Genomic DNA, 25823 nt, shown 5'->3' with positions numbered 1-25823 from the left:
TCTAGTCTTCCTTGTGAGTAATAATCCAGCAGTTATGAATGTGCTTATTACGTGCAAAATCAAGAGGCAAAGTTTGCTTAGAAATATTCTTCGCTTTAAGCCCTGCTTTCTCTAGCGCCGCATCATCCATCTTGAAGTTACGTTTGTTATTTGAGAATACAATAGTTCCGTTCTCACGTAGCATACGTTTTAAGTTTTCAAGCAGCATAATGTGATCACGCTGTACATCAAACGTTTGTTCCATACGCTTAGAGTTAGAGAACGTTGGTGGATCGATAAAGATTAGATCAAATTCACCATCTGCTTGTTGTAACCATTGTAAACAGTCAGCTTGTAAGAACTGGTGTTGAGTGCCTGTTTGACCATTGGTATTCATGTTCTTTTGTGCCCACTCTAGGTAGGTACGAGACATATCAATCGTCATAGTAGATTTCGCGCCACCACAAGCTGCGTGAACAGTTGCTGAACCTGTGTAAGCAAATAGGTTTAGGAAATCTTTTCCAGCAGCCATTTCACCTAACATTTTACGCGTCAGTTTATGATCTAAGAATAAACCGGTATCTAGGTAATCTTGTAGGTTAACAATCAGTTTTACGCCGTACTCTTCAACATCAAAGTAACGAGATTTCTCTGCCAGTTTTTGATATTGATTTTTGCCTGATTGCTTTTGACGAACTTTCAAAATAACGTTATTTGTTTCTACACCCGTTACGAGAACTGTTGCACGGATCATATCGGTTAAACGACGACGCGCTTTATCTTCAGAAATCGTTTTTGGTGCCGCGTATTCTTGAATAATGATGTACTCTTTATATACATCAATGGCTGCATTGTAATCTGGTAAATCCGCATCATACAAACGGTAGCAATCTAGCTTTTCCTTACGAGCCCATTTACCAATCTTACCCATGTTCTTTTTAAGACGGTTCATGAACTCAGGAGCAACCTCTACACTTACCGCTTCTTTACGTTCAGCAGATTCAGTAATTGAGTAGTTTTTCTGAACACAAGGTAATGCACCATTGTTCAGTTTAAATTGCTTATCTGCACGCATACGTAAACAAGCAAGTAAATCATCATTGCTTGAATAGATAGATGCCGTACAGCCACCAAACTCTTCTTTCAGTTGACGGCCAAACTCACTGTATAGTGCAATCAATGCAGGCTCTGTACTTAGACGCTCACCATAAGGAGGGTTACAAAGAATAACGCCGTTTTCAAACCCTTCTGGACGCTCAACTTTGGTTGCATCACCCACATCAAACGTAATTAAATCTTCAACACCAGCACGACGCGCATTTTCACGAGCTGTTTGAATAACACGGTAATCACGATCAAAGCCGTAGAAACGTGCATCTACTTTCTTAACACCGCGACGGCTCTTAACTCGAGCTTCAGAACGGATTTCAGCCCAAACTTCTGGGTCAAAATCAGTCAGAGCTTCAAAACACCATTTCTCACGTTTAACACCGGGAGCCATTTCACAAGCCATTAGTGCCGCTTCAATCAGTAAGGTACCAGAACCACACATTGGATCTAATAGAGGTTTTGAGTCATCCCATGTACTACGCATAACAAGCGCAGCGGCTAACGTTTCACGAAGTGGTGCGCGACCCGCTTCAGTACGGTAGCCACGTTGATGTAAGCCTGAACCCACTAAATCAAAACCAAGAATCCCTTTCTCGCCTGATAAACGCATATGAACACGTAAGTCTGGTTCTACTTTACTGATGTTTGGACGCGCTAAATCAGCCTTTGTAAAACGGTCAACAATCGCATCTTTTACTTTTAGAGCACCGTACTGGCTATTTCGAATCTCACGGTTGGTACCGTTAAAGTCCACCACTAACGTTTTATCAGCAGAGAAATAACTAGGCCAGTTAATTGAAGATGCGCCTAGGTATAAGTCCATATCATCACGGACATCGAACTCAGAAAGAATTTGAATGAAACGTGAAGCAATACGGCTCCACAAACAACAACGATAAACGACCTCGATTGGTGCTTCAAACTTAACACCAGCGTGAACCACTTTAGGGTCAGTCACACCAAGCGCAATAAGTTCATCTGCAAGTAAGTTTTCAAGGCCTTTAGAAGTAATGGCTAAGTATTTTTTCATGGGATTCTTTTCGTTATTAAATTGCCTCGCATTATACATGAATCTGACTGAAAGAGGATAAATAGATTACAGATAAATCCCCGAGCAACCATCGTACATAAGCCTTTTAAAACAAAAGGTTAATAATTAATTTTATAGTTAATGAATTAGAATCAAACTAAAGCGTTTCCATGGATAAACACTAAGGCGCGCCCATTTACAGGTAAAATCTGGAATAGACCAGAAGATATAATTGGATGAAAATTTATTACACAATGAGGTAAATGCGGAATTTTCAAGGTTATTACGGTGGGAAATTTAAGTAATAGTACTGATATATGGGTGATATTTTTTTGTCATTCTTAGCTCAAGCTCTCAATTTTAAGATGACAGCACTCCACTGTTGGACGTGTTTTTAATTGAATGCTAAGTGTTTAACTAAGAATTGAAATGAATAATATTGCTCATAGCGCGATTTTATGAGGGTAACAACACAGAAGAAGTAAGGGAGGAATAAGGTAAAAATAGATACTGAAGAGGGATTAATGTAAAAAAGTCACTGACCTTTGTTTTACAGGGCTTTTATTAATAATGATAACTATCTACCCTACCATTGCATAATAAGCGGAGTTTACCACCTGCATCTGAGCCATACGATCATGCATTACTTTAATCGGTTCACAAAATGCCATGTATTTTGTTGGATTTAGAGCAAACGAGTCCATATCGACAAGCATACACATACTGACACACTCGTAATTCTCAACAATAATGAAGTGCCCTTCTCCTAAGTCGTTCTTTAGGGACACCACTTCCCCCTCTTGCGGGAAATAACCTTGGCCTTGAGGTTCAAAGAACCAGCTCTTAGGCAACATAGGCTTGTGAAAGCGTTTAGCAGCAACACAATTAAGTGCAAGCTCTACTTTGCGAGGTTCTGATAGTGGAAGATAAGAAATGTGTTCTACGAACATTTGATATGCAGAGGCATCATCAACAGAGAATTTGCACGCATCAAAAGCACCGTCAATAAGCACTTTAGAAGGAAGGTTTACACGGAAGACCATGTCCATACCTAAATCTAGCATTAGAGATTGTGCTTTATTGTCGTAATACCAGTTCCATGTATCACTTGGTTTAAGCATTATCATTTCTCTCTTGAAAAAATGGGAAGAATCCCTTCGATAGCCAATCACCAATGACTGCTAATTATGCTGAAAATTCATCTATGTTTTCAGTCAAAATAATACTGGTGTAATTAATCGTTAATTTTACAAGAGGTTAGCAATAAAAAAAGGGGAAATTTTCATTCCCCCTTCCGTTTGAACAGTCTGTAAGCAACTTTCGCTACTTTTTATAACAATTAGATATTATTCACAATATCTTTAACTAATGCCGGACCTTTATAAATAAAGCCAGAGTAAACTTGAACCAGATCTGCACCAGCCATCATCTTCTCTTTTGCCGCAACATAAGAGTCAACACCACCTACCCCAATAATTGGTAAAGAATCACCAAGCAGCTCTTTAAGACGACGAACGACTTCTGTACTGCGAGTTTGAACAGGACGACCACTTAGCCCCCCCATCTCTTCTGCATGCTTCATGCCTTCAACCATAGAGCGATCTAAGGTGGTGTTTGTTGCGATCACACCGTCAATTTTATACTTCATTAAAGAGTCAGCAATTTGAGATAATTCACTATCATCTAAATCAGGTGCAATCTTCAAAGCGATAGGAACATACTTACCGTATTTCTCAGCTAACTCTTTTTGCTTCTCTTTTAACTGAGAAAGAAGATCATCCAATGCTTCACCATATTGAAGAGTGCGCAGTCCAGGAGTATTTGGAGATGAAATGTTTATCGCAATGTAACCCGCGTATTGATATACCTTCTCCATACAAATTAGGTAATCTTCCGTACCCTTTTCGATTGGGGTGTCTTTATTTTTACCAATATTAATACCGATAACACCGTCAAATTTTGCTTTCTTTACGTTCTCAACTAAGTTATCAACACCTAGGTTATTAAAGCCCATACGGTTAATAATGCCTTCCGCTTCAATAAGACGGAATAAGCGTGGTTTATCATTACCAGATTGAGGACGTGGAGTTACGGTTCCTACTTCAACAAACCCAAAGCCCATTGCACCAAATGCTTCAATACATTCGCCATTTTTATCAAGGCCAGCGGCTAAACCAACAGGGTTTTTAAATTGAATGCCCATGACTTCAACAGGTTTAGAAGCCAATTTTTGACGATAGAATAAATCGAGAGGAGTGCCGGTGAAACGTTTGAAATTTTGAATTGCTAGGTCATGTGCTTTTTCAGCATCAAGTTTGAAAATGCCAGCTCTGGCGATGCGGTATAACATTGTAACTCCAAAATAAGTCCCGTATAAACGGGGAGTCATTATTCACTGATTTTATTCACAATTCAAACTTAATCGTACTTTATTCATCATTATTTATCGCAATAAAATAAACCAACATCAAAGGGAAGAATAAAGATTCACAAAAAGGGATTAAAAATATAGTTTAATGAGAAAATTCTCGGGGTAATAAAAAAGGAAAGTGAATTTTTATCCACTCCCCCATTTATTATGCAAACGTTTGTCTGAGCTTAGTAATCAAACAATCGGTTATTTAGTTACGTTTGATGTGCAACTCAAATTTAGCAAGGTAAGCTCCCTTAACGCAACCGAGAATTTAGCAAATTCATGAACAGAACCGACTTTAAATTCATTCAGAATATTATCCCAACGCCCTATTGAAACCGCATTCTTTTCACACCATTCTTCAATTGCACTTTCCACAGATTCTGCATCTTTATATTCAGTCAGAACCAATTGAGTTAGTTGGCGTTGTTGCCAATCTAAGTCTTCACGGAAAGAAGCTCGAGCTAATGCTTGCCAGTGGTTGTCAACACCTTGGTTATTAATCTGTTTTAAGAACCAATGCAAAGATAACTTATCACCTAGAACATAGTATAAGCGTGCCGTGGTAGATACCGGTTGTTCCATATCTACAGCAACTGCTGAAATATCCATTGCTGAATATAAGCTGCTTAAACGTGCCAGTACATTACCTAGCTCACATGGCACACCCATCTCTAAATAATGGTTAGCTTGTTCAATATGCTCCACTACTTCATCTTTTACTAAGTAACTATCAAGGTTCACTTTAATGTCATTAACCGCTGGCTTATATTTTTCAATAACCTGCTGAATCGTCATATTTTGTGAACCATTACGGAGTAGCCAACGAGTCACTCGACGGATAGTTCGTCGCATTGCAAATAAAGCTTCATATTGTGCTTCAGCGGTTGAGATATTATCTAAGCTACGAATTTGCTTAAATAAATCCCCAAACTCAAAAATAGCTCTTGTTGCAGAGTATGCGTTAGCAATATCAGTGACACTGTAACCCGTTTCTTCTTGCAAACGAGTGATGAAGTTACAACCCATTTCATTAACCATCTGATTTGCTAAGCAAGTCGCAATGATTTCTGAACGCAGTGGGTGGTTATCCATCTCTGCTTTATAGTTACGTTGTAACTCAGTTGGGAAATACGTGGTTAGTAACTCAGCATGATATGGATTGTTTGCAATGTCATCGCAAGCCAATTGCTCTTTAAGCACCATTTTTCCATAAGCAACAAGAACTGAAAGCTCTGGACGAGTTAACGCTTGCCCCATTTTCTCACGCTCAATCAAGGTTTCATCATCAGGGATAAATTCTAACCCACGATCCAATTGACCTTGTTTTTCGAGATGATGAATAAAGCGGATCTGCTCTTTAACTAATGAAGTGCCTTGTTGCTCTGTTACCGAGATCGACTCTGATTGGCAATACGCATCATCAAGAACAATCTCACCCACTTCATCTTCCATTTTCTCTAGTAGAACATTGCGTTGCTTGTAGGTTAGATCACCATTAGCCACTAAACCATTTAGTAAGATCTTAATGTTAACTTCATTATCTGAGCAATCAACACCACCTACGTTATCAACAAAATCAGTATTAACACGGCCACCTTTTAGACCATATTCAATACGACCCAGCTGAGTCATACCTAGGTTACCGCCTTCACCAATTACTTTTGCATTCAGCTCTGAGCCATTGATACGTAAGGAATCATTCGCTCTATCACCTACATCAGCGCTGGTTTCTTTACTTGATTTAACGTAAGTACCTATGCCGCCATTCCATAACAGATCAACATCCATCTTCAAGATCATTTGAATCAAATCATTCGGAGCTAAAGACTGTTTACGAGTACCTAGCATCTTCTGAATTTCAGGAGAAAGATCTATCGACTTAGCACGACGAGAGAAAATACCACCACCTTGAGAAATCAGATCTTTATTGTAATCCTCCCAGCTTGAACCAGGCAGTTCAAACAGACGCGCACGTTCTGGCCATGTAATTTCAGAGTTTGGGTTTGGATCAATAAAGATATGCATGTGGTTAAATGCCGCTTGAAGGCGAATATGTTTTGATAGCAACATACCATTACCAAACACATCCCCCGCCATATCACCGACACCAGCAACGGTGAAATCAGTCGTTTGACAGTCAATTCCCATTTCACGGAAGTGACGTTTAACCGATTCCCAAGCTCCTTTTGCAGTAATACCCATGGCTTTATGGTCATAGCCATTTGAGCCACCAGAAGCAAATGCATCACCTAACCAGAAGTTGTATTCTTCTGAAACTGAGTTAGCTAAATCAGAGAAAGTTGCCGTACCTTTATCTGCTGCTACAACCAAATACGGATCATCATCATCATGGCGAACGACATTTTGTGGTGGGATAACCTCGCCTTCAATAATGTTATCAGACACATCCAAAAGTGCTCGAATAAACTGTTTATAACAGCGTTGACCTTCCGCAAAGATATCATCACGGGTTGTGAAGTTATGTTGCTTTTTACAAACAAAACCGCCTTTTGCACCAACAGGAACAATAACCGTGTTTTTCACTTGCTGTGCTTTTACCAAACCAAGTACTTCGGTACGGAAATCCTCTTGGCGATCTGACCAACGTAAACCACCACGAGCCACTTTACCACCACGTAAATGCACACCTTCAATATCTGGTGCGTAAACAAAAATTTCAAATGCAGGCACTGGTGCTGGAATTTCAGGAATATTTGATGGTTTCAGTTTCAACGATAACCATGGTTTAGGCTGACCGTCTTCATCTTGTTGATAATAGTTAGTTCGTAGCGTTGCAACAATCATCTCAACATAACGACGGATAATACGATCATCATCCAAGCTTTCTACTTTATCTAAGCTTGCATAGATAGTATCAAGGGCTTTCTGTTCTTTTTTCTCAGACCAATCAGCTTTTGGATCAAAGCGTAATTCAAAAAGTTCAACCACCGATACTGCTAATTTGGTATGTGTTGATAATGTATCTTCGATGTACTGCTGACTAAATGGGAAGCCAACTTGACGCATATAACGAGCATAAGAACGTAGAATCGTCACTTCACGGCCAGACAGACCCGCACCAAGAACCAAACGGTTAAAGCCATCACTCTCTAATTGACCATTCCAGATCTGAGCAAACGCTTCTTGGAAACGATCACGAGCTTGACGAAGATCGACTTCTTCAGAACCATTGTGGATCATGGAGAAATCTAAAATCCAATCCACCGAACCATCACTCTTCTTAACGGCATAAGGTGACTCACCAATGACTCGTAAACCTAAGTTTTCAAGCATTGGCATTACATCTGATAAGTGAATTGGCTCATCACGGTGGAAGAGTTTCAATTTAACATTCGCAGAGCCTTTTTTCTCTTCTTGCGGACGATAAAATAACATACCAAGTTTATTATCATCACTTAATAATTCAAGACGTTCAATATCAGCAACAGCAGAGCCTGGAAGTGTTGCTTCTTTGTATGAGCGAGGAAATGCGCTTTGGTATTTCTTCGCTATTGCAGTTCCTTTACTCTCACCTAAGTTAGCCACAATCACATCACATAGACGGTCATCCCAAGTAGATGCTGCTTCCATTAAATTATTTTCAATATCTTTCACATTAATGTCGCCGTTATTGTTGTCTACACGAATAATGTAATGTGTTCTCGCTAATGCACTCTCAGAGAAAAACGTCGTAAATTCAACTTCTTGATCAGAACCAAAATAGTTTTTAAGAATACGTTGAGTTTGACGACGAAGCTCTGTGTTATAACGCTCTTTGGTTACATACACCATGCACGAGAAGAAACGACCAAATGGGTCACGACGAACAAATAGACGCAACAAATCACGGTCTTGCATTTTAACAACACCGGTACCTACCTCTAGCATCTCTTCTTCTGTAGCTTGGAAAAGTTCATCACGAGGATAAGTCTCAAGAATATTGCTTAATGCTTTGTATGAGTGTGAACCTTTAATGTATTGGCTCGTCTCTAAAATACGCTCGACTTTATTGCTTAGTAGCGGGATATTCGAAACACTTTGGTTATAAGCTGTTGATGTATAAAGCCCAGTGAAGCGATGCTCACCAATTACTTTTCCTTCTTTATTCAAACGTTTAATGCCAATGTAATCTGTATAAGCAGGACGGTGAATTCGAGATTTAGTATTTGATTTTGTTAAGATTAACAAGTCTGATTTTTTCGCTGCAGCGCGCGCTGAAGATGGCATCTCTGACAGTTTTGTCATATGAATACGAGAAGCTAGTGAGAATAATCCTAAACCGACATCTGCTGTTGGTGTTAATTCATGATCGCCTTCCACAGCCGTTAAATCAAAATTCTTGTACCCCATTAAGGTAAAGTTATGATTTTGAAGCCAAGTTAAAAACTCAATTGCTTCATTCACTTCTTCTTTTGCTATTGGGGATTTACTATCTTTAAGCTCTTGAATTACGGCTGTTAATTTGTCTGACATTGGTTGCCATTCATTTACCACGCGGCGAATATCTTCAAGTACCAACAGTAATTCAGCTTGAAGTGCGTCCATTTCAGAAAAATCACTCATGTGATCAACTTCGAAATGAAATAACGTTTGTTGCATTTTTCCATCACTGCTGCATACCGAAATAATCTCACCGCTCTCATCACGAGTAAAGCAGTGTGGTCCATGCAACATAAAGTGGCTTGTCATATCAAGACGGGTTAGCGCCATCTTAACGGAATCGACTAAAAATGGGCTATCAGGCGCAACAATTTCTACCACTGTATGGGTTGATTGCCAGCCATCTTGGCTTAATTTTGGATTAAAAACACGAACCGATATATCTGAAAGGTTTACATCAGATAAGTGGTTCCAAAGACTGAGAGTAGCACCATACATATCTGATTCATTACGTTGTTGTAAATCATCATCATCAATGTTGGCAAATAAACGCTGAGCAAGCTGCGTTACTAAGGATTGTTGAGGCATTTCAAGCTTTTCAGCAATTAGAGCGTACACTTTCTCAAGTAGTACTGGAACGATAGGATCACGCGTCGTCATAAAGCGAATGCTCCGTTTCTTATGATTTAGAATTATTTTACCAATCACAGTAAGTAAGAGTTCAGAAATAACGAAGGAAAAATACTTAAGAACAAGACGGAATTTTTCGATAAGTAGTTACTCTACAATCAAAAATTTCAACGCAGTTATCGAGTATTTTAACAAGCTAAGATGACCTGTTATTTACTACGGTTGGTTTATATAGTGTAGCAGTTGAAACTGCTTATGCGCTTCACATTGTAAGGATAATATGGATGAAACGTTATGACTTTTTTACGTGCTAGATGCTTTATAGTTAGAAATGTGATTAAGGTAGAGGTTTATCCTACTTGCTCAAGATTTACAAAACGATTATTTTGATCAACCGTTAAACGAAAGCGACCTTTAACGCCTAATTGAGTTAAAAATGAACGGAATCGAGATGCAGGTAATTGCAGCTTTAGTCCCTGCTCTGTCATTACCACAACAGTACTTGCAACACCTGAATAATGACTTAAAAAAGCCTGATACGTCACATTCATTCTAAAATAATAAAATTTGTTCATTTACTTAATATCTTTAATAATTGAAGTCCATATTGTGGCGCTGAAATAAAAAAATGGCCAGTAAAAAACTGACCATTTTGATTTCACTATAACGATAAACTCAGCATATTATGCTAATGCTTTGGTTACCTTCTCAAACAGATCTTTGGCTAAGTTATCAAGATCAGCCAAACGTTGAAGTTGTGCTTTCATTAGATCCTGACGATCACTGTCATACTTCTTAAACTTCAATAATGGATCAATTAAACGAGAAGCCACTTGTGGGTTGCTTTCGTTTAATTCCAATAATATATCACCTAAGAAAGCATAGCCTTCACCAGATTTAGAATGGAAGTTAACAGCATTGTTGGCAGCAAATGAACCAATTAAACTGCGAGTTCGGTTCGGGTTCTTTAAACTAAATGCTTTATGATTCATCGTCTCTTTAATAATATTTAAAACATCAGTACTTGGATTAGAACCCTGTAAAATGAACCACTTATCCATAACTAGACCATCGTGAGACCACTTGGCACTGAAATCATCCATTAACGTTTGACGAATAGGAAGCTCAGCCGCATTTGCAGAAACCATGGCCGCCATAGTATCGGTCATGTTATCTGCTGTTTGATATTGCGCTTGAACTAACGCCTCACCAATGTCTGTTTTTGCTAAATAACTTAATGCGCAATTACGCAATGCTCGCTTACCAATCGCATCATGATCAACCGAGTAATCCCCCTGCTTTAGGCTATGATATGTAGCAGAAAACTCGTCTTTAAGTTCAACGGCCAATGTCTGTTTAATAAAACCAAGTGCTTTATCAATCGCGTCCACATCGACAGTATCAAACCAACCAGTGATCTCGTTATGGTTTGGTAACAAAAACATCTCAGCAATAAATGCTTGCTCTAGATCGACATTGAGCAATACGCCACGGAAAGCATCGACTACCGCTTCTGGTAATTCAAGTGCTTGACCATTTTGTACATTAGTAATATTTGTACGAATATAATTCGCCAATAACATTTGGCCGGCATCCCAACGAGCAAAGTCATTTTGTGCATGAACCATCAGGAAAATCAACTCTTCATCTGAGTACGCATAGTTTAATTTAACTGGCGCAGAGAACTCTCGAAGTAAAGAAATAACTGGTTTTTCAGAAACTTGCTGGAATACAAATGTCTGTTTTTCTTGTGTAATGTTAAGTACATTATCAATCTTTTCATTGTTACAACGTAACTCAATAATCGCTCCATCTTGACCATATAACTCAATATCCAATGGAATATGTAATGGCAGCTTTTCAGTTTGATCTTCTGTTGCTGGAGTCTGTTGTTTAACGATCAAGGTGAATTCTTGACTTGCTTCATCATAAGAAGAAACTACCGATAATGTCGGCGTACCAGATTGACTATACCAACGACGGAATTGAGTAAGATCGACCCCTGATGCATCTTCCATGGCCAAAACAAAATCTTCACACGTTGCTGCTGTACCATCATGACGTTCAAAGTAGAGTTTCATCCCTTTTTGAAAATTCACTTCACCCAATAATGTGTGCATCATACGAATAACTTCACTGCCCTTTTCATACACCGTAAGCGTGTAGAAGTTATTCATTTCTATTACTTTTTCTGGACGAATTGGATGTGCCATTGGGCTTGCGTCTTCAGCAAACTGTGGGCCACGCATGATACGAACGTTATTAATTCGATTTACTGAACGAGAACCTAGATCTGAAGAGAACTCCTGATCACGAAAAACCGTTAAGCCTTCTTTCAAACTTAGTTGGAACCAATCACGACAAGTAACACGGTTGCCAGTCCAGTTATGGAAATATTCATGGCCGATTACCGCTTCAATACCTAGATAATCAGTGTCTGTTGCTGTTTCTTGTTTTGCTAATACAAACTTAGAGTTAAAGACGTTTAAGCCTTTGTTCTCCATTGCACCCATGTTAAAGAAATCAACCGCTACGATCATGTAGATATCAAGATCGTATTCAAGATCAAAACGATCTTCATCCCACTTCATCGAGTTAATTAACGAAGTCATTGCATGAGGAGTACGATCCAAATTACCTTGGTCGACATAAATTTCAAGAGCCACATCTCGGCCTGACTTTGTCTTGTAAGTATCTGTTAATACATCAAAATTACCTGCAACTAATGCAAAAAGATACGCTGGTTTTGGGAATGGATCCTGCCAGTGAACGAAATGTTTTCCACCATCAAGATCACCCTGGCTGATACGGTTACCATTACTTAAAAGATGTGGGTAAGCCTCTTTATCTGCAATCACTTTTGTTGTGAAACGCGCTAATACATCAGGGCGATCAAGATAATAAGTAATACGACGGAAACCTTCTGCTTCACATTGAGTACAGAAACCATCGCCTGATTTATACAAACCTTCAAGGGCTGTGTTTTCTTGTGGATTCACTTCGGTCACAATGGTAAGCGTAAAATCACCACTTACATTATGAATGGTTAACTGTGTATCTGTTAACGTATAATCTTTATGCTCAACATCATTTATTTTCAGAGACGTCAATGTCATCCCTTCCCCTTCAAGAAGAAGATCCGTTGACTGTTTTAGTTGTTGTACTTTTGAAATCGCGGAAATAAATGTTTTTGTATCATCAAGATCAAAAACTAAATCGATATCTGAAATGGTGAATTCTGGAGATTGGTAATCACTGCGAAATTTAGCCTGAGGTTGTTGGCTCATAATATATCCTTATGATGTCTATCACTTTAAAAACAGGATGAGTGATAGTTACTAGTTAACCCTCTTATTCTCGCATAAGATCTAATAGATTTGTTAATAAAAAGAGTTTTAGTCTCATATTTCTATCCTTAGAGTCACATTATTCTTTCATTTATAATTCACTGCCTTACTAATAATGCGTACATACCAAACTGTTCATTTTTAATCTCGAGTAGATCTTCCGTTATATGAAACGTTGATTCTTGTTCACCCTCTTCATAAAGTAAAACTAAATCATTATTCTCAAAATAATAGTAGCCAATATGATGATTCGATTTTCCGGTGTGTGAGATCACTTCAAGTGAAAATATAAAATCAGAACGTAACTTTAAGTTTAACGATTTCACATTACTCACCATAATATCTTCACCTGACACCAATTCCGAATTCCAAGAACCGATAATGCGTTCAGGTACTACCTTAAAAAATTCAACCCCATTAAGATAAAGTCTATTATGGCTGACTTGATAGTGATAAATTTGAGACTCATCTTCATTTCCTTCAAAACGAATACTGTCTTGGGAGATCTCAAAACTTCCTTCCCACTCTTCCGCCGTATTCGATGCCATCTCTATCATTTCAATACGAAATTTATTATTTGAGCTTAAAGATATATGTAAAACATCATAATCATTTTCTACATGTGCAGGCTTAAAGAAATACCAATCACCAATTAAAAAAGGATTTGAAAAATAAGTCAGTGACCTACGTTCTTCTATTGTCATGCTTTCATTTGAAGCAAAAGACGTAACAGAAAATAAAATGAAAAATAAAATTATTGTTTTCATACAATGCTCCATTTCATACTAATTTAGTATTCAAAATCGGTACAACTTGTGAATGAATACTTGCATAACACCAAACGGAAAATCTGATCACTAATACTTCGTAGTAAAAATCGGCAATAAAAAAGAAGACTTAACTAGATATCAAGATTAGTATTATTTTGATTGGCATAATATAAGCCTAGATGAAAAACCATACTTTGCTTTTATTTAGGCAAAAAAAAACAGAAATCCAAATAGATTTCTGTTTAAGATGGTTAATAAATATTACTTATTAACACATTATTTTTGATTCATTAACGCCAAATCAATTGTAATTGCGACGGCTTCATCAAGATACGCATCAGGAACTTCATAGTCTTTTGGAATATCATCAAGAGTTTTAAATTCTTCTTCTTTCAGAAGTTTTTGTCTCTCATTCACTCGTTTAAGACGGCGTTCATCTGCTTCATCACCTTCTTTCTCACGAACTTTTTTATTCAATGAAATCGTTGTGATGTCTTTTTCAGCTTGATAGCGAGCAATGTCTTCCTGAATAAAACCAAATTCTTCATCCGTTTTAATTCGTTCCACATGCTTTTTCGCTAATGGTTCAATCGTATTTTTAATCTGATTGGTTTGTGCATACTCGGCAGCTTTGATGCTGTCCCAAGGAAGCGCATTATCCTCAACACTTTCACCCGTTTCTTTTGGATCAATCGCTGTAGGGAATGCAATATCAGGCACAACACCTAGATTTTGCGTACTACCACCATTGATTCGATAGAATTTTTGGATCGTGTATTGAACATGACCAAGCGGTTTATCAAAAAGATCATAAATATGATTTAACGATCTATGTTGCTGAACCGTTCCTTTACCAAAGGAATTTTCACCTAAGATTACAGCACGACCATAATCTTGCATTGCTGCAGCAAAAATTTCAGAAGCAGATGCACTGTAGCGATTCACTAATACTGTCATAGGACCAGTATAAGAGATCTCACCATCAGTATCAGCATTCACATTTACTCGACCGTAGCTATCACGAACTTGAACTACTGGGCCACCAGTAATAAATAATCCAGATAATGCCGTAGCTTCAGTTAATGCACCACCACCATTGTTACGTAAATCAACAATAATGCCGCTAATATCTTGTTTTTTCAGCTCATCAATCTGTTTTTTCGTATCTTCAGCTAAACCGACATAGAAACTAGGTACTTCTAATACCCCGACTTTCTTGCCATCTTGCTCAATCACTTCAGATTTTACTGCTCTATCTTCTAAACGGATCTTATCTCGAACAATTGTGACAGTGTGACTTTTTGAATCGTTACCTTCAGGCAAGATCTCAAGGTTCACTTTTGTCCCTTTTGGTCCTTTAATAAGTTGAACAACGTCATCTAAACGCCATCCAATCACATCAACAATTTTTTTACCGTCTTGACCGACACCGATAATTCGGTCGCCTTCAGAAAGTTGTTTGCTTGTTAATGCTGGTCCACCAGCAACTAATGAACGAATTACAGTGTAATCATCGGTTGCTTGTAATACCGCACCAATCCCTTCTAATGAAAGATTCATTTCTGATTGGAATTGCTCAGCATTACGTGGAGATAGATAACTGGTATGAGGATCAACTTCACGTGCAAACGCATTAATGTAAAGTTGGAACGCATCTTCATTATGACTCTGAGTCAAACGCTTAAGTGCATTATTATAACGCTTGCCTAGCATCTTTTGGATTTCAGGCCAATCTTTCCCTGTCATTGACAAGTTTAGAGCATCATATTTAACACGTTTACGCCACAGTTCATTTAACTCAGCTTCATCTTTTGGCCAAGCCGCTTCAGAGCGATCTAACTCAAGAGATTCATCAATCGTATAATCAAACTCTTTATCTAAAAGAGAAAGTGCGTAGACATAACGCTCAAAACGACGCTTCAATGATAAATTATAGATATCAAAAGCCGCTTGGGAGTCCCCAATCTTTAATTGATCGTCTAACTTAGTTGATAACGGGGCGAATGAAGAAAGATCAGCTTGAGTGAAAATATTTCTATTATAATCAAGCATGTCTAAGTATCGCTCATAAATGGCAACTGAAAAGTCATCATCTAATGAGAAATGCTTATAATGAGAACGCGTAAAGCGAGAAGTAACACGCTTACTAGCAGTAGCATGCTGTGTTTCTGCGGTTAATACTGGTAAGTCAGTTTCAGAATACTTGGCGTCTAATACCTTAGCTTCAAGTGCGTGCGCAGAAGCTGCTAGCATAACGCCAGCAGCAATCAGCGAGACTCTTAATCGACAATTCATGCGTCGGGAGTGCTCCTTTATGAACGAAGATTCTCCGCTTTAACAACCATTTGAAGGCCGTTTGATAAGCGAATTCGTACATCATCCTTGTTAATTTCAACGATTGTCGCAGGCATATTACCTTTACCCATGTTAACGCTTACGTTGTTACCAACAGTAACTTCATCTGCATTTAGAGCACGAGTTTCAACTGGCTTTTCTACTTTCTTAGCAGCAGCTGGTTGAGGACGACGCTTAGGTGGAGTAGCAGCACGAGCTGTTTTCTTAGCTTTTGCTTCTTCTCTTGCTTTTTTAGCTTGTTCTTTACGACGAGCAGCAACTTTTGATTTGCTCTCATCTAAAGTAGCTTTAGCGTGTTCAATGTGCTCTTCTTCTAGTTCACCACAAGGGTTACCATCTAAATCAACACGAGATGCGCCCGGCTTAACACCGTGTAGGTAACGCCAAGAAGATGTGTATTGACGTAAACCAGCACGTAGCTGAGTTTTACTTACTTTAGGATCATCGCTTAAACGCTCAGCTAGATCTTGGAAGATACCAATTTTAAGAGGTTTAGCTTCGCCTTCTAAAATAAAGCATTTCGGGAAACGCTCAGCAATGTATGCAATTACTTCTTTGCTGTTCGCTAATTTTTCAGAGTTTTCCATGTAGTTTCCTGATAGTACGGTTCAAGCCGTATTTCGGTTTATTTCTAGTAAAGATATTCCGCTATTATAGATACTTAAGCGTGAAAAACCACTACTGAAAGACAATTAAAGTCTCTTTTCTGCTTCTTTCATGAAATCAACCAGACCTTTTTCATCAATTTCGCTAAATCGTGCAATATTTGGACTATCTATATCCAATACTCCAGTCAATACGCCATTTCTATAAAATGGGATCACGATTTCAGAATTACTTTCTGCATCACAAGCAATATGACCAGAAAATTGATGAACATCATCAATACGTTGGACGGTTTCTGTAGCAAAAGCAGTACCGCACACTCCCTTCCCTACACTAATTCGAATACAAGCGGGTTTACCTTGAAATGGGCCTAAGACTAACTCATTTTCTTTAAATAGATAAAAACCTACCCAATTAATGTCGTCCAGTTCCATATTTAATAACGCACTAAGGTTTGCTAGGTTCGCGATAAAATCCGTTTCACCATCAATCAAGCCTATCGCTTGCTGTGTTAATCGCTCGTAATGCTTCAATTCCATCTTTATATTTTTCCTCTATTTATACCAATCACTTGCGACTCTATTTATACTGAGTACAATGCCGATGGAAAAGATAATAATAGGAATCATTCTCACCATGCGCAATACTACTCTCCCTACAATTAACTGGAATTGGCTATTTAGGCAAGCAAAAACCTATAAAAGCCGTTTGGTTGTAGCAAATATCATCGCCATTGTCGCGACGCTTATCAGTGTACCTATCCCATTACTCATGCCATTGATGGTAGATGAAGTGTTATTACACAAACCGTCAACGGGTGTTGAACTATTAAATATAATGCTGCCTACCCATTGGCAAGGTCCTATAGGTTATATCCTATTAGTCCTCGTCATGGTCATTTTAATGCGCATTGTCAGCCAGGTTCTCAATATCTATCAAGGCCGACAATTTAGCTTAGTGTCCAAAACTATTACCTATCAAATACGACTTCAGTTACTCGATAAATTAAGCCGCATCAGTATGAAAGAATACGAATCACGCGGTAGCGGTGGTATTAACTCTCATATTATTACAGACATAGATACGATCGATAAGTTCCTTGGCCCAACATTAAGTCGTTTTATTGTCTCTTTTTTAACCGTCATTGGCACAGCTGGCGTCCTTCTTTGGATTAATTGGCAACTTGGTTTATTTATTCTTTTAGTAAACCCTATCGTTATCTACTTCTCTCGAAAATTAGGTAACCGGGTAAAAGATCTTAAAAGAAAAGAGAACCAGTCTTATGAACGTTTTCAAACACGCTTAATTGAAACCTTAGATGGAATTTATCAATTACGTGCATCAAACCGTGAACGTGCATTTTTGGACCAATTAAAAAACCAAGCCGATGACATAAGACACAGTGCCGACCAATTTACATGGCAGTCTGAAGCGGCTGGACGGCTCTCCTTTCTTCTATTTTTACTCGGTTTTGAATTATTTAGAGCCGCAGCCATGATCATGGTAGTGCTTAGTGATTTAAGTATTGGTCAAATGTTTGCCATATTTAGCTATCTTTGGGTAATGCTTTCGCCAATACAAGAATTATTAAGTATTCAATTTTCTTGGTATGGTGCCTCGGCGGCGCTTAAGCGTATCAATCATTTATTACACATAGATGAAGAGCCAAAAGTAGAATCTACAATCAACCCATTTGCTACAAATAGTGCAACTGAAATACAAATTAACAATATTAATTTTAGCTATAACGAAGAACGACAGGTTTTAGATAATTTATCATTAACCATTCGTGGTGGTGAGAAAGTTGCCCTTGTCGGTGCCAGTGGTGGCGGTAAATCAACATTAATTCAGCTACTATTAGGGTTATATCGACCTACTAATGGTGAAATATTATTTAATGGTCACAATACACAAGACGTAGGATTTGAAAAAATTCGCAATCAAATCTCGGTGGTATTACAACAACCTATACTATTTAACGATACATTAAGGCATAATCTAACACTAGGTTCAGATTATTCAGATGATGCACTATGGAATGCGCTTGATGTAGCCCAACTGCAAGACGTTGTAATTCAATTGACTGATGGATTAGATACTCAAATTGGTCGCCAAGGTGTAAAATTATCTGGTGGTCAAAGACAACGTTTAGCCATTGCTAGAATGGTATTAACGGATCCAAAATTTGTTATTTTAGACGAAGCGACATCTGCTTTAGATACCGCAACAGAAGCTGCTTTGCACAAAGCATTAAGTGATTTTTTAGTTGGACGAACCACCTTAATTGTGGCGCATCGTTTAAGTGCAGTAAAACAAGCAGATACTATTTATGTGCTGAACGATGGTAAAGTATCTCAATCTGGCACACACCATGAACTGGTTACACAGCAAGGACTGTATCAAACGCTATATGGGTCAATTCAAAGTTAATCAATCGGACAACAACCGTGGAAGACGCTAAGTTTCGTCGCTGCCACGGCTGTGATCTGGTCGTAGAAGTAGCGAAGGTAGCTAAAAAGCAAAATGCTCACTGCCCTCGCTGCAATACTCAACTCTATCGTGGTAACCGTATTTCATTAAATAGCGATTTAGCTATCGCTGTTGCTGCGTTATTGTTATTTATACCATCCCATTTTTTTCCTATGGTCACCATTCAACTTTTTGGTGTCATGATCCCTGCAACACTTCCCTCTGGGACAATTACCTTAATGAGCGAAGGCTTCCCTATGCTTGGCTTATTAATTTTATTTTGCAGCTCTATTGTGCCTTTTCTTGTATGTGGCTCAGTGGTATCTGCGCATCTAGCTTTACGAAGAAAGTGGTTTACTCTCTTTCGGCTAAGCGTATCGACTATTCAGCATTTAAAAGATTGGATGATGTTAGATGTCTTTTTAGTTAGTTTGGCTATCGCTTGCTTTAAAATTCAAGACCATGCTGATATTTTCGTTGGGTCAGGTCTTTATGGCCTTGTTTTACTTCTTTTTGTTACCTCACTTTTATTGACTCATGTAAGCGCACGACGCTATTGGCGCGCATGGCAAAGAAAACATCAGCAAAAGATTGAAGCACCTATTACTAGACCTGAAACATCAATCCATTGTGAACATTGTCACTTCACTCAACAAAGTGGCACTCACTGCATCCGTTGTAAGCGACCTATTCACTCAAGAAAGCCAAAGTCGATACAAAAAACGTGGCTTTATTTATTAACTGCAACCATTTTTATCATACCAGCTAACGTACTTTCTATTTCGATTCTGCTAACCAATGGCAAGCGACTAGAAGATACAATCTTTTCCGGCGTTGCAGGATTAATTAAAACGGATATGTATGGTATCGCCATTATCATTTTTGTAGCAAGTATCGTAGTTCCGGTCGCTAAAATTCTTGGTTTAGGTTACTTATTATTGTGTGTTCAATTCAAACGCAGTGTATTCCATCGACAAAGAATGGCGATATATACGGCTGTAAAATGGATTGGAAAATGGTCAGTCATGGATTTATTCGTAATTTCTATTATGATGACATTGATTGATCGCGGACAAATTTTAGATTTTACCCCAGGCCTTGGTGCCGTTGCCTTTGGTTTAGTTGTGGTATTTACCATGCTGGCCGCTGAAAGTTTTGATTCTCGTCTAATTTGGGATAATTATGAGCGAACCGACAAATCTTGATTCTACTGTTGAACAAGTAAACATCAAAAATGAACGAGGGATATCCCCACTTTGGATATTACCTCTTCTTGCACTTTGCCTTGGTGGGTGGCTTGTCTATTCCGCTATTATTGAAGCGGGCCAACGCGTTCAAATCTACTTTGAGGATGCTCAAGGGCTAATCGCAGGCCGAACAACCATTCGTTATCAGGGTCTTGAAGTCGGGATGGTTAAAAATATCACCTTATCTAAAGATCTTTCTAACATCTACGTTGATGCTGACATCTATCCAGAAGCCTCTAACTTATTAAGAGACAATACTCAATTTTGGCTTGTTAAGCCGCAAGCTTCATTAACGGGTATTTCAGGACTTGATGCTTTGGTGTCGGGTAACTATATTGCCATTTTACCTGGAAGTGGCGATCTAAAAACAAAATTCACAGCCCTTGCCAACTCACCCGCTATTCAACCTGACTCTACCGGATTAAGTGTTACCTTACGCTCTAAAGACTTGGGTTCCATTTCTGTTGGTTCAAAGATTTACTATAAAAAAATCCCTATCGGTGAAGTTTACAATTTCAAACTAGACCAAAAAACCGATAATGTACGAATAAAAGCGCTTATCCAAGAAGAGTATGCTCATCTAATTACCTCTAAAAGCCGGTTTTGGAATGCCAGTGGCGTAGGTGCAAGTATTGGATTTAATGGTGTTGATGTTCAACTTGAAAGTTTATCAGCCTTAATTGGTGGGGCTATCGCAGTAGATTCACCAGATGATGGTATTGCGATTGAAAATGGAAAAGAATTCCGACTATACAGCAACATCAAAACTGCTGGCCGTGGTATTTCAATTAAAATCACCCTACCAGACAATAACCAAATCAGTCCAAACGGCTCGGCCATTATGTATAGGGGCCTTGAAATTGGCCAGATTAACAGTTTAAAGCTGTCTGATGATAAAAAAGACATCATTGCATCAGCAACGGTTGAACCCGCATTTATCGATTATTTAAACGATGGTTCTCGATTTGTTCTAGAAGAGGCAAAACTTGGTTTATCTGGTGTCGAAAATATTGGAAACCTTGTTCGCGGTAACTTCCTAACCTTAATCCCAGGTGAAGGTGATAAATCTCGAGCATTTACAGCCATAAGAAAACAAGAACTGATAAAACAAGATACAAAAGCACTCACCTTTTCGTTATATGCAGATCAATCTTTTGGTTTAACACCAGATACTGCTATCTCATACAAAGGCATAAAAGTCGGCTCAGTGACTCAAGTTGCATTAGTCAACGACAGAGTTAAATTTGACGTCATGATCCTTGAGAAGTACAAACATCTCATTAAATCAAGTAACAAATTTTTTGTTTCTGGCAGTGTGTCGGCAGAGTTAACTGACTCTGGCGTAAATATCGATATTCCACCAACACAAGCCCTCATCTCAGGTTCAATTAGCTTTACTAGTGAAGGTAAAGGCTATAAACAAAAAAGTTATACTCTATTTAAAAATAGTTCACTGGCTGAACTTGCAGAATTTAAAACAGTTAAAAGCACAGAGCTGACACTGTTTAGCCCAGAGCTTCCTCCTATTACGAAAAACAGTCCTATTCTCTATCGCAACCTCGTTGTTGGTAAAGTGACAGACTTTGATTTAGGTAATGATGGCGTAAACATTAAGATCAATATTGAAAAACAATACGCACACCTAATCGAAGATAACACCGTATTTTGGAATTATTCAGGAGTGAATGTTGAAGCCAGTTTAAGTGGCGTTAATATTCAAGCTGCTCCATTGATGTCGATGATCCGTGGTGGTATTGGCTTTGATAATATGCAAGGAGTAGAAAATAAATTAGGTAAAAAATGGAAGCTATACTCTAATTTATCTGAAGCCCAAGGGTTTGGTCGAATTATCGCATTCACTGCAAAAGACAGTGATTCAATATCTAAAGGAACACTCATTAAATATAAAGGTGTTTCTGTTGGTGAAGTCAGCAAGGTATCACCAAACTTTACACAAAATAATGTTTATATACAGGCGCGTATTTACCCTGAATACGTTAATCAAATTGCTGTCTTTGGCAGTCATTTCTGGGTGGTAAAACCAAGTATTAGCCTATCGGGTGCTGAAAATCTCGATACCCTACTAGGCAGCTATATTCAAGTAACACCAGGTGACGGAAAAGCAAAAACACAGTTTTCACTCGCTGACCAATCGCAAGGTGATGATTTAGTCACTTATACTCTCGAGTCAATTACCCGAGGTTCAGTAAAAATTGGAACCCCTATTTTATTTAGAGAAATGGAAGTAGGAGAAGTGACCGATGTTAAGTTAGGTGACTTATCAGACCGTGTTATTTTTACTATAGGCATCAATCCTGACTTTAGTTACCTTGTTCGTCAAAACACCGTTTTTTGGAATGTATCAGGGGTAAATATGTCAATTGGTTTAAGTGGAGCAAAAGTACAGGCTGGTACCGTAGATAGTATTCTACGTGGCGGTATTGCATTCTCTACCCCTGATGACGAAGAGCTAAAACCACAAGCAAAAGAGAACAAATCTTACCTACTGTATAAAGCAGCAGAAGAAGATTGGCCTCTGTGGAATGCGGCTATTCCTAATCCCAATAAATAGTCAACAATAACTTAATCGCTAACTTTAGGCAGCCAAACTTCAAATTGGCTGCCTTTTTTATTTAAGCCTTTAATTTTAGCTATTACTGTCGATTCCATTTAGACAATAGTCTGAATTACGTTTACACTTCCTGCCATAACATTACCCAATGAGATTCATCTGTGCACGATAATATTTTTCTACCTAAAGCCTTCCTAGATCAAGTACAAGAGACCATGCCTTCCCACCTTTCTATGGAAGAATTTGTTGCTGCTTGTAAACGCCCTTTACGACGCAGTATCCGTGTTAACACATTAAAAAATAGCGTAGAAGAATTTAAACAGCGTGCTAATGAAAAACAGTGGCTATTAGAACCTGTGCCTTGGTGTGATACTGGATTTTGGATAACAAGACCAGAAACCGACACGGTAAAACTAGGCAGTACAGCCGAACACATGTCAGGGTTATTTTATATTCAAGAAGCCAGCTCAATGATGCCAGTTACGGCATTATTAAAAGATAATGATGATATCGAAATGGCTCTCGATATGGCTTCAGCTCCTGGCTCTAAAACCACACAACTGGCTGCTGGTATGAAAAACCAAGGCGCTCTCGTTGCTAACGAATTTTCATCAAGCCGTGTAAAAGTGCTTTGCTCAAATATCCAACGCTGTGGTGTAAGCAATGTTGCTCTAACCCACTTTGATGGCCGTGTTTTTGGTGGTTGGTTGCCAGAAACTTTTGATTCTATTTTGCTTGATGCTCCTTGTTCAGGTGAAGGTACGATTCGTAAAGACCCAGATGCGATGCATAACTGGAGTCCAGAGTCTGTTAACGAAATTGGTGATACTCAGCGTGATCTTATTGAAAGTGCCTTTCATGCCCTAAAACCGGGTGGTGTTATGGTGTATTCAACCTGTACGTTAAATCATCAAGAAAACCAACATATTTGCCATCATCTTGTCGAACAATTCGGTGACGCGGTCACGTTTGAGCCATTAGGTGACCTCTTTGAAAATGCAGAAAAAGCATTAACCAAAGAAGGTTTCTTACATATCTACCCACAAATTTTTGATAGTGAAGGCTTCTTTGTTGCTAAGATCCGTAAAAATAGCTCAACTACGCCCCCTGAAGTGAAAAAACGCTTAGGAAAATTTCCTTTCGCACCGGCTTCAAATAAAGAAGCACAAGCTATTGAAGCTGAATTAAAATCGACATTACAATTAGAAATTCCTGAAGATAATGAGTTTTGGATCCGAGATAAAGAAGTCTGGGCTTTTCCTAAACGTATGAAACCATTAATTGGCGAAATGCGCTATCATCGAATTGGATTCAAACTTGCTGAAACTCATAAAAAAGGATATCGCTGGCAGCATGAAGCTATCATGGCATTGGCGACAGCTGATAACCCTACTTGTGCTGAATTAAATACAGAACAAGCACGTGAGTGGTATATGGGACGAGATGTACGTCCTGATTTTTCAGGAAAAGGCGAGACAATTGTTACTTATAAAGGCGCAGTTATTGGCTTAGGGAAATGGGTGGGTAATCGAATTAAAAATGGATTACCTCGTGAACTTGTTCGTGATGGAAACTTATTTTAAATAATACGTTTTTAAATTAGTGCCAATCTAAGTAAATCGTACACGCACTTAGATTGGTACCATACATCAAGCTGTAGGAATAAGGATATGCCTTCACAATATCGTATCAATCGAATTGTAGAGATTGGAGATACACTGCACCGTTGCGGTTGTGCTCCCTATAAAGTAGAACGCTACACGACCTTTTACGCCAATAAATATGGCGTTAATTGTATGATCCAAGCAACACCAACGTCCATTAACTATCAATTTCCTGATGATAATAACGCCGTCATCATGAAACGTCATAAACCCGCAAGTATTGATTTGGGTTTACTCGCAAATACTATTATTCAATTACAACAACCATTAACCCCTGTCCCACTAGCTCCAGCCGAAGGGATCTCTTATCCTTCCTGGGCGGTTTGTTTAGCAAACACGTGCATTCCCCCAGCCTTTCTTATGTTAGTTGGATCAACATACGAAGCTTTATGTGTGAGTTTTTTACTTGGATTTTTAGTTTGGTTGTCTCAAGTTTTTTGTAGTAAACGCCGTAGTATTGCTGTTGAGTTTTTTGGTGCCTTAATTGTTGCCTTTACTGTTGCGTTTATTGCTAGCCTTGGTGTCCCAATTCCTATTCTTGGGCTTTGTATCGCCGCCGTGGTACTTTTTGTTCCCGGACTCTCCATCTCAAATGCTCTAGAGTGTTTGGCTTTTAATGATCTCGTCTCTGGTACCAGCTTACTTGGCCAGTGCTTTCTCACTTTAATAAAACTTCTTATTGGGATCATTATTGGTTTACACATTGGCGAAGCTATTTTTGGCACAGCCGAATCCATTGATTATCAAAATGAATTTCCAATATGGCTACAAATACTAGGTTTACCTATTATTTCATTCTCATTAGGCGTAATGTTTAAAGCCCGCCCTATTGATACCGTTTATAGCTTGCCTGTCGCGGTATTAGGTATGTGGGGGCCATTTTATCTCGGCTTTGATAGTGGTTGGGTTGTGGGTACATGGGTTACAACCGTATTAATCACTCTGTATGGCACTTGGATTGCTAGACGGTTAAACCTAACTGGAATCATTTTCATCGTACAAGGGATCATTATTCTTGTTCCGGGAAGTCGTGTCTTAGTGAGTGCAAGTCAAAGTGTGTTTGAGCAATCCATACTTCCTATTCCTAGTATTGGATTATCCGCTCTGTTTATGTTTTCTGCTATTGTTGCAGGACAAATTACTGCTTATTCAATTTACTCACCAAAAATCGAACGAGACTTGTAATACGCCAAATAAAAAACATAAAAAAGGCCAGCTATTAAATAATAACTGGCCTTTTCTTTGTTT

General features: G+C 38.6%; 15 protein-coding genes. 5 read left to right on the top strand and 10 right to left on the bottom strand.

Translation table 11 applies throughout. The features are described from left to right. Position 1 precedes the first annotated feature (1 nt). The 10 genes from rlmKL to PVK63_RS02880 form a co-directional block, all read right to left on the bottom strand. Complete coding sequence (rlmKL, locus tag PVK63_RS02925; protein WP_130087082.1) at positions 2–2119, bottom strand: bifunctional 23S rRNA (guanine(2069)-N(7))-methyltransferase RlmK/23S rRNA (guanine(2445)-N(2))-methyltransferase RlmL; 2118 nt, start codon at positions 2117–2119, stop codon at positions 2–4. 581 nt (positions 2120–2700) lie between these two features. Continuing rightward, positions 2701–3240, bottom strand: a complete 540-nt coding sequence (locus tag PVK63_RS02920) for a cell division protein ZapC (protein ID WP_274439829.1) — start codon at positions 3238–3240, stop codon at positions 2701–2703. A gap of 218 nt (positions 3241–3458) precedes the next feature. Next, positions 3459–4469, bottom strand: coding sequence for a quinone-dependent dihydroorotate dehydrogenase (gene pyrD / locus PVK63_RS02915; protein WP_130047343.1), 1011 nt, complete (start codon positions 4467–4469; stop codon positions 3459–3461). A gap of 267 nt (positions 4470–4736) precedes the next feature. Further along, positions 4737–9575: an NAD-glutamate dehydrogenase gene (locus PVK63_RS02910; protein ID WP_130087077.1), complete on the bottom strand. Its 4839-nt coding sequence runs from the start codon at positions 9573–9575 to the stop codon at positions 4737–4739. A gap of 320 nt (positions 9576–9895) precedes the next feature. Continuing rightward, positions 9896–10120 (bottom strand): DUF2835 domain-containing protein, encoded by a 225-nt coding sequence (locus PVK63_RS02905; protein WP_130087076.1) that lies wholly within the window; start codon positions 10118–10120, stop codon positions 9896–9898. Between the two features lie 108 nt (positions 10121–10228). Next, the gene (gene pepN / locus PVK63_RS02900) at positions 10229–12832 is read right to left on the bottom strand and encodes an aminopeptidase N (protein WP_130087074.1); all 2604 of its coding nucleotides are present in this window, start codon (positions 12830–12832) and stop codon (positions 10229–10231) included. A gap of 158 nt (positions 12833–12990) precedes the next feature. Next, complete coding sequence (locus PVK63_RS02895) at positions 12991–13659, bottom strand: hypothetical protein (protein WP_130087072.1); 669 nt, start codon at positions 13657–13659, stop codon at positions 12991–12993. 279 nt (positions 13660–13938) lie between these two features. Next, positions 13939–15957 (bottom strand): carboxy terminal-processing peptidase, encoded by a 2019-nt coding sequence (prc, locus tag PVK63_RS02890; protein ID WP_130087070.1) that lies wholly within the window; start codon positions 15955–15957, stop codon positions 13939–13941. Between the two features lie 17 nt (positions 15958–15974). Further along, the gene (proQ, locus tag PVK63_RS02885; RefSeq protein ID WP_130044460.1) at positions 15975–16604 is read right to left on the bottom strand and encodes an RNA chaperone ProQ; all 630 of its coding nucleotides are present in this window, start codon (positions 16602–16604) and stop codon (positions 15975–15977) included. 105 nt (positions 16605–16709) lie between these two features. Further along, positions 16710–17162, bottom strand: coding sequence for a GAF domain-containing protein (locus PVK63_RS02880; RefSeq protein WP_130044459.1), 453 nt, complete (start codon positions 17160–17162; stop codon positions 16710–16712). Between the two features lie 97 nt (positions 17163–17259). Here PVK63_RS02880 and PVK63_RS02875 point away from each other — a divergent pair, with 97 nt between their 5' ends. From PVK63_RS02875 to PVK63_RS02855, 5 genes are all read left to right on the top strand, one after another. Next, positions 17260–19053, top strand: a complete 1794-nt coding sequence (locus PVK63_RS02875; protein WP_130087068.1) for an ABC transporter ATP-binding protein — start codon at positions 17260–17262, stop codon at positions 19051–19053. 17 nt (positions 19054–19070) lie between these two features. Further along, on the top strand, positions 19071–20297 hold the full coding sequence (locus PVK63_RS02870) for a paraquat-inducible protein A (protein WP_130047336.1): 1227 nt from the start codon (positions 19071–19073) through the stop codon (positions 20295–20297). Then, positions 20275–22911: an MlaD family protein gene (locus tag PVK63_RS02865; protein WP_130087066.1), complete on the top strand. Its 2637-nt coding sequence runs from the start codon at positions 20275–20277 to the stop codon at positions 22909–22911. Before PVK63_RS02870 ends, PVK63_RS02865 begins: the two co-directional genes overlap by 23 nt. A 161-nt stretch (positions 22912–23072) precedes the next feature. Beyond that, complete coding sequence (rsmF, locus tag PVK63_RS02860; RefSeq protein WP_130087064.1) at positions 23073–24494, top strand: 16S rRNA (cytosine(1407)-C(5))-methyltransferase RsmF; 1422 nt, start codon at positions 23073–23075, stop codon at positions 24492–24494. Between the two features lie 87 nt (positions 24495–24581). Then, positions 24582–25760: a threonine/serine exporter family protein gene (locus PVK63_RS02855; protein ID WP_130087062.1), complete on the top strand. Its 1179-nt coding sequence runs from the start codon at positions 24582–24584 to the stop codon at positions 25758–25760. Positions 25761–25823 lie beyond the last annotated feature (63 nt).

Source organism: Aliivibrio sp. S2TY2 (assembly GCF_028765525.1).
Classification (GTDB): domain Bacteria; phylum Pseudomonadota; class Gammaproteobacteria; order Enterobacterales; family Vibrionaceae; genus Aliivibrio; species Aliivibrio finisterrensis_A.
Note: the sequence above shows the minus strand (reverse complement) of the source record. Positions and strands in the feature narration are given on the sequence as shown.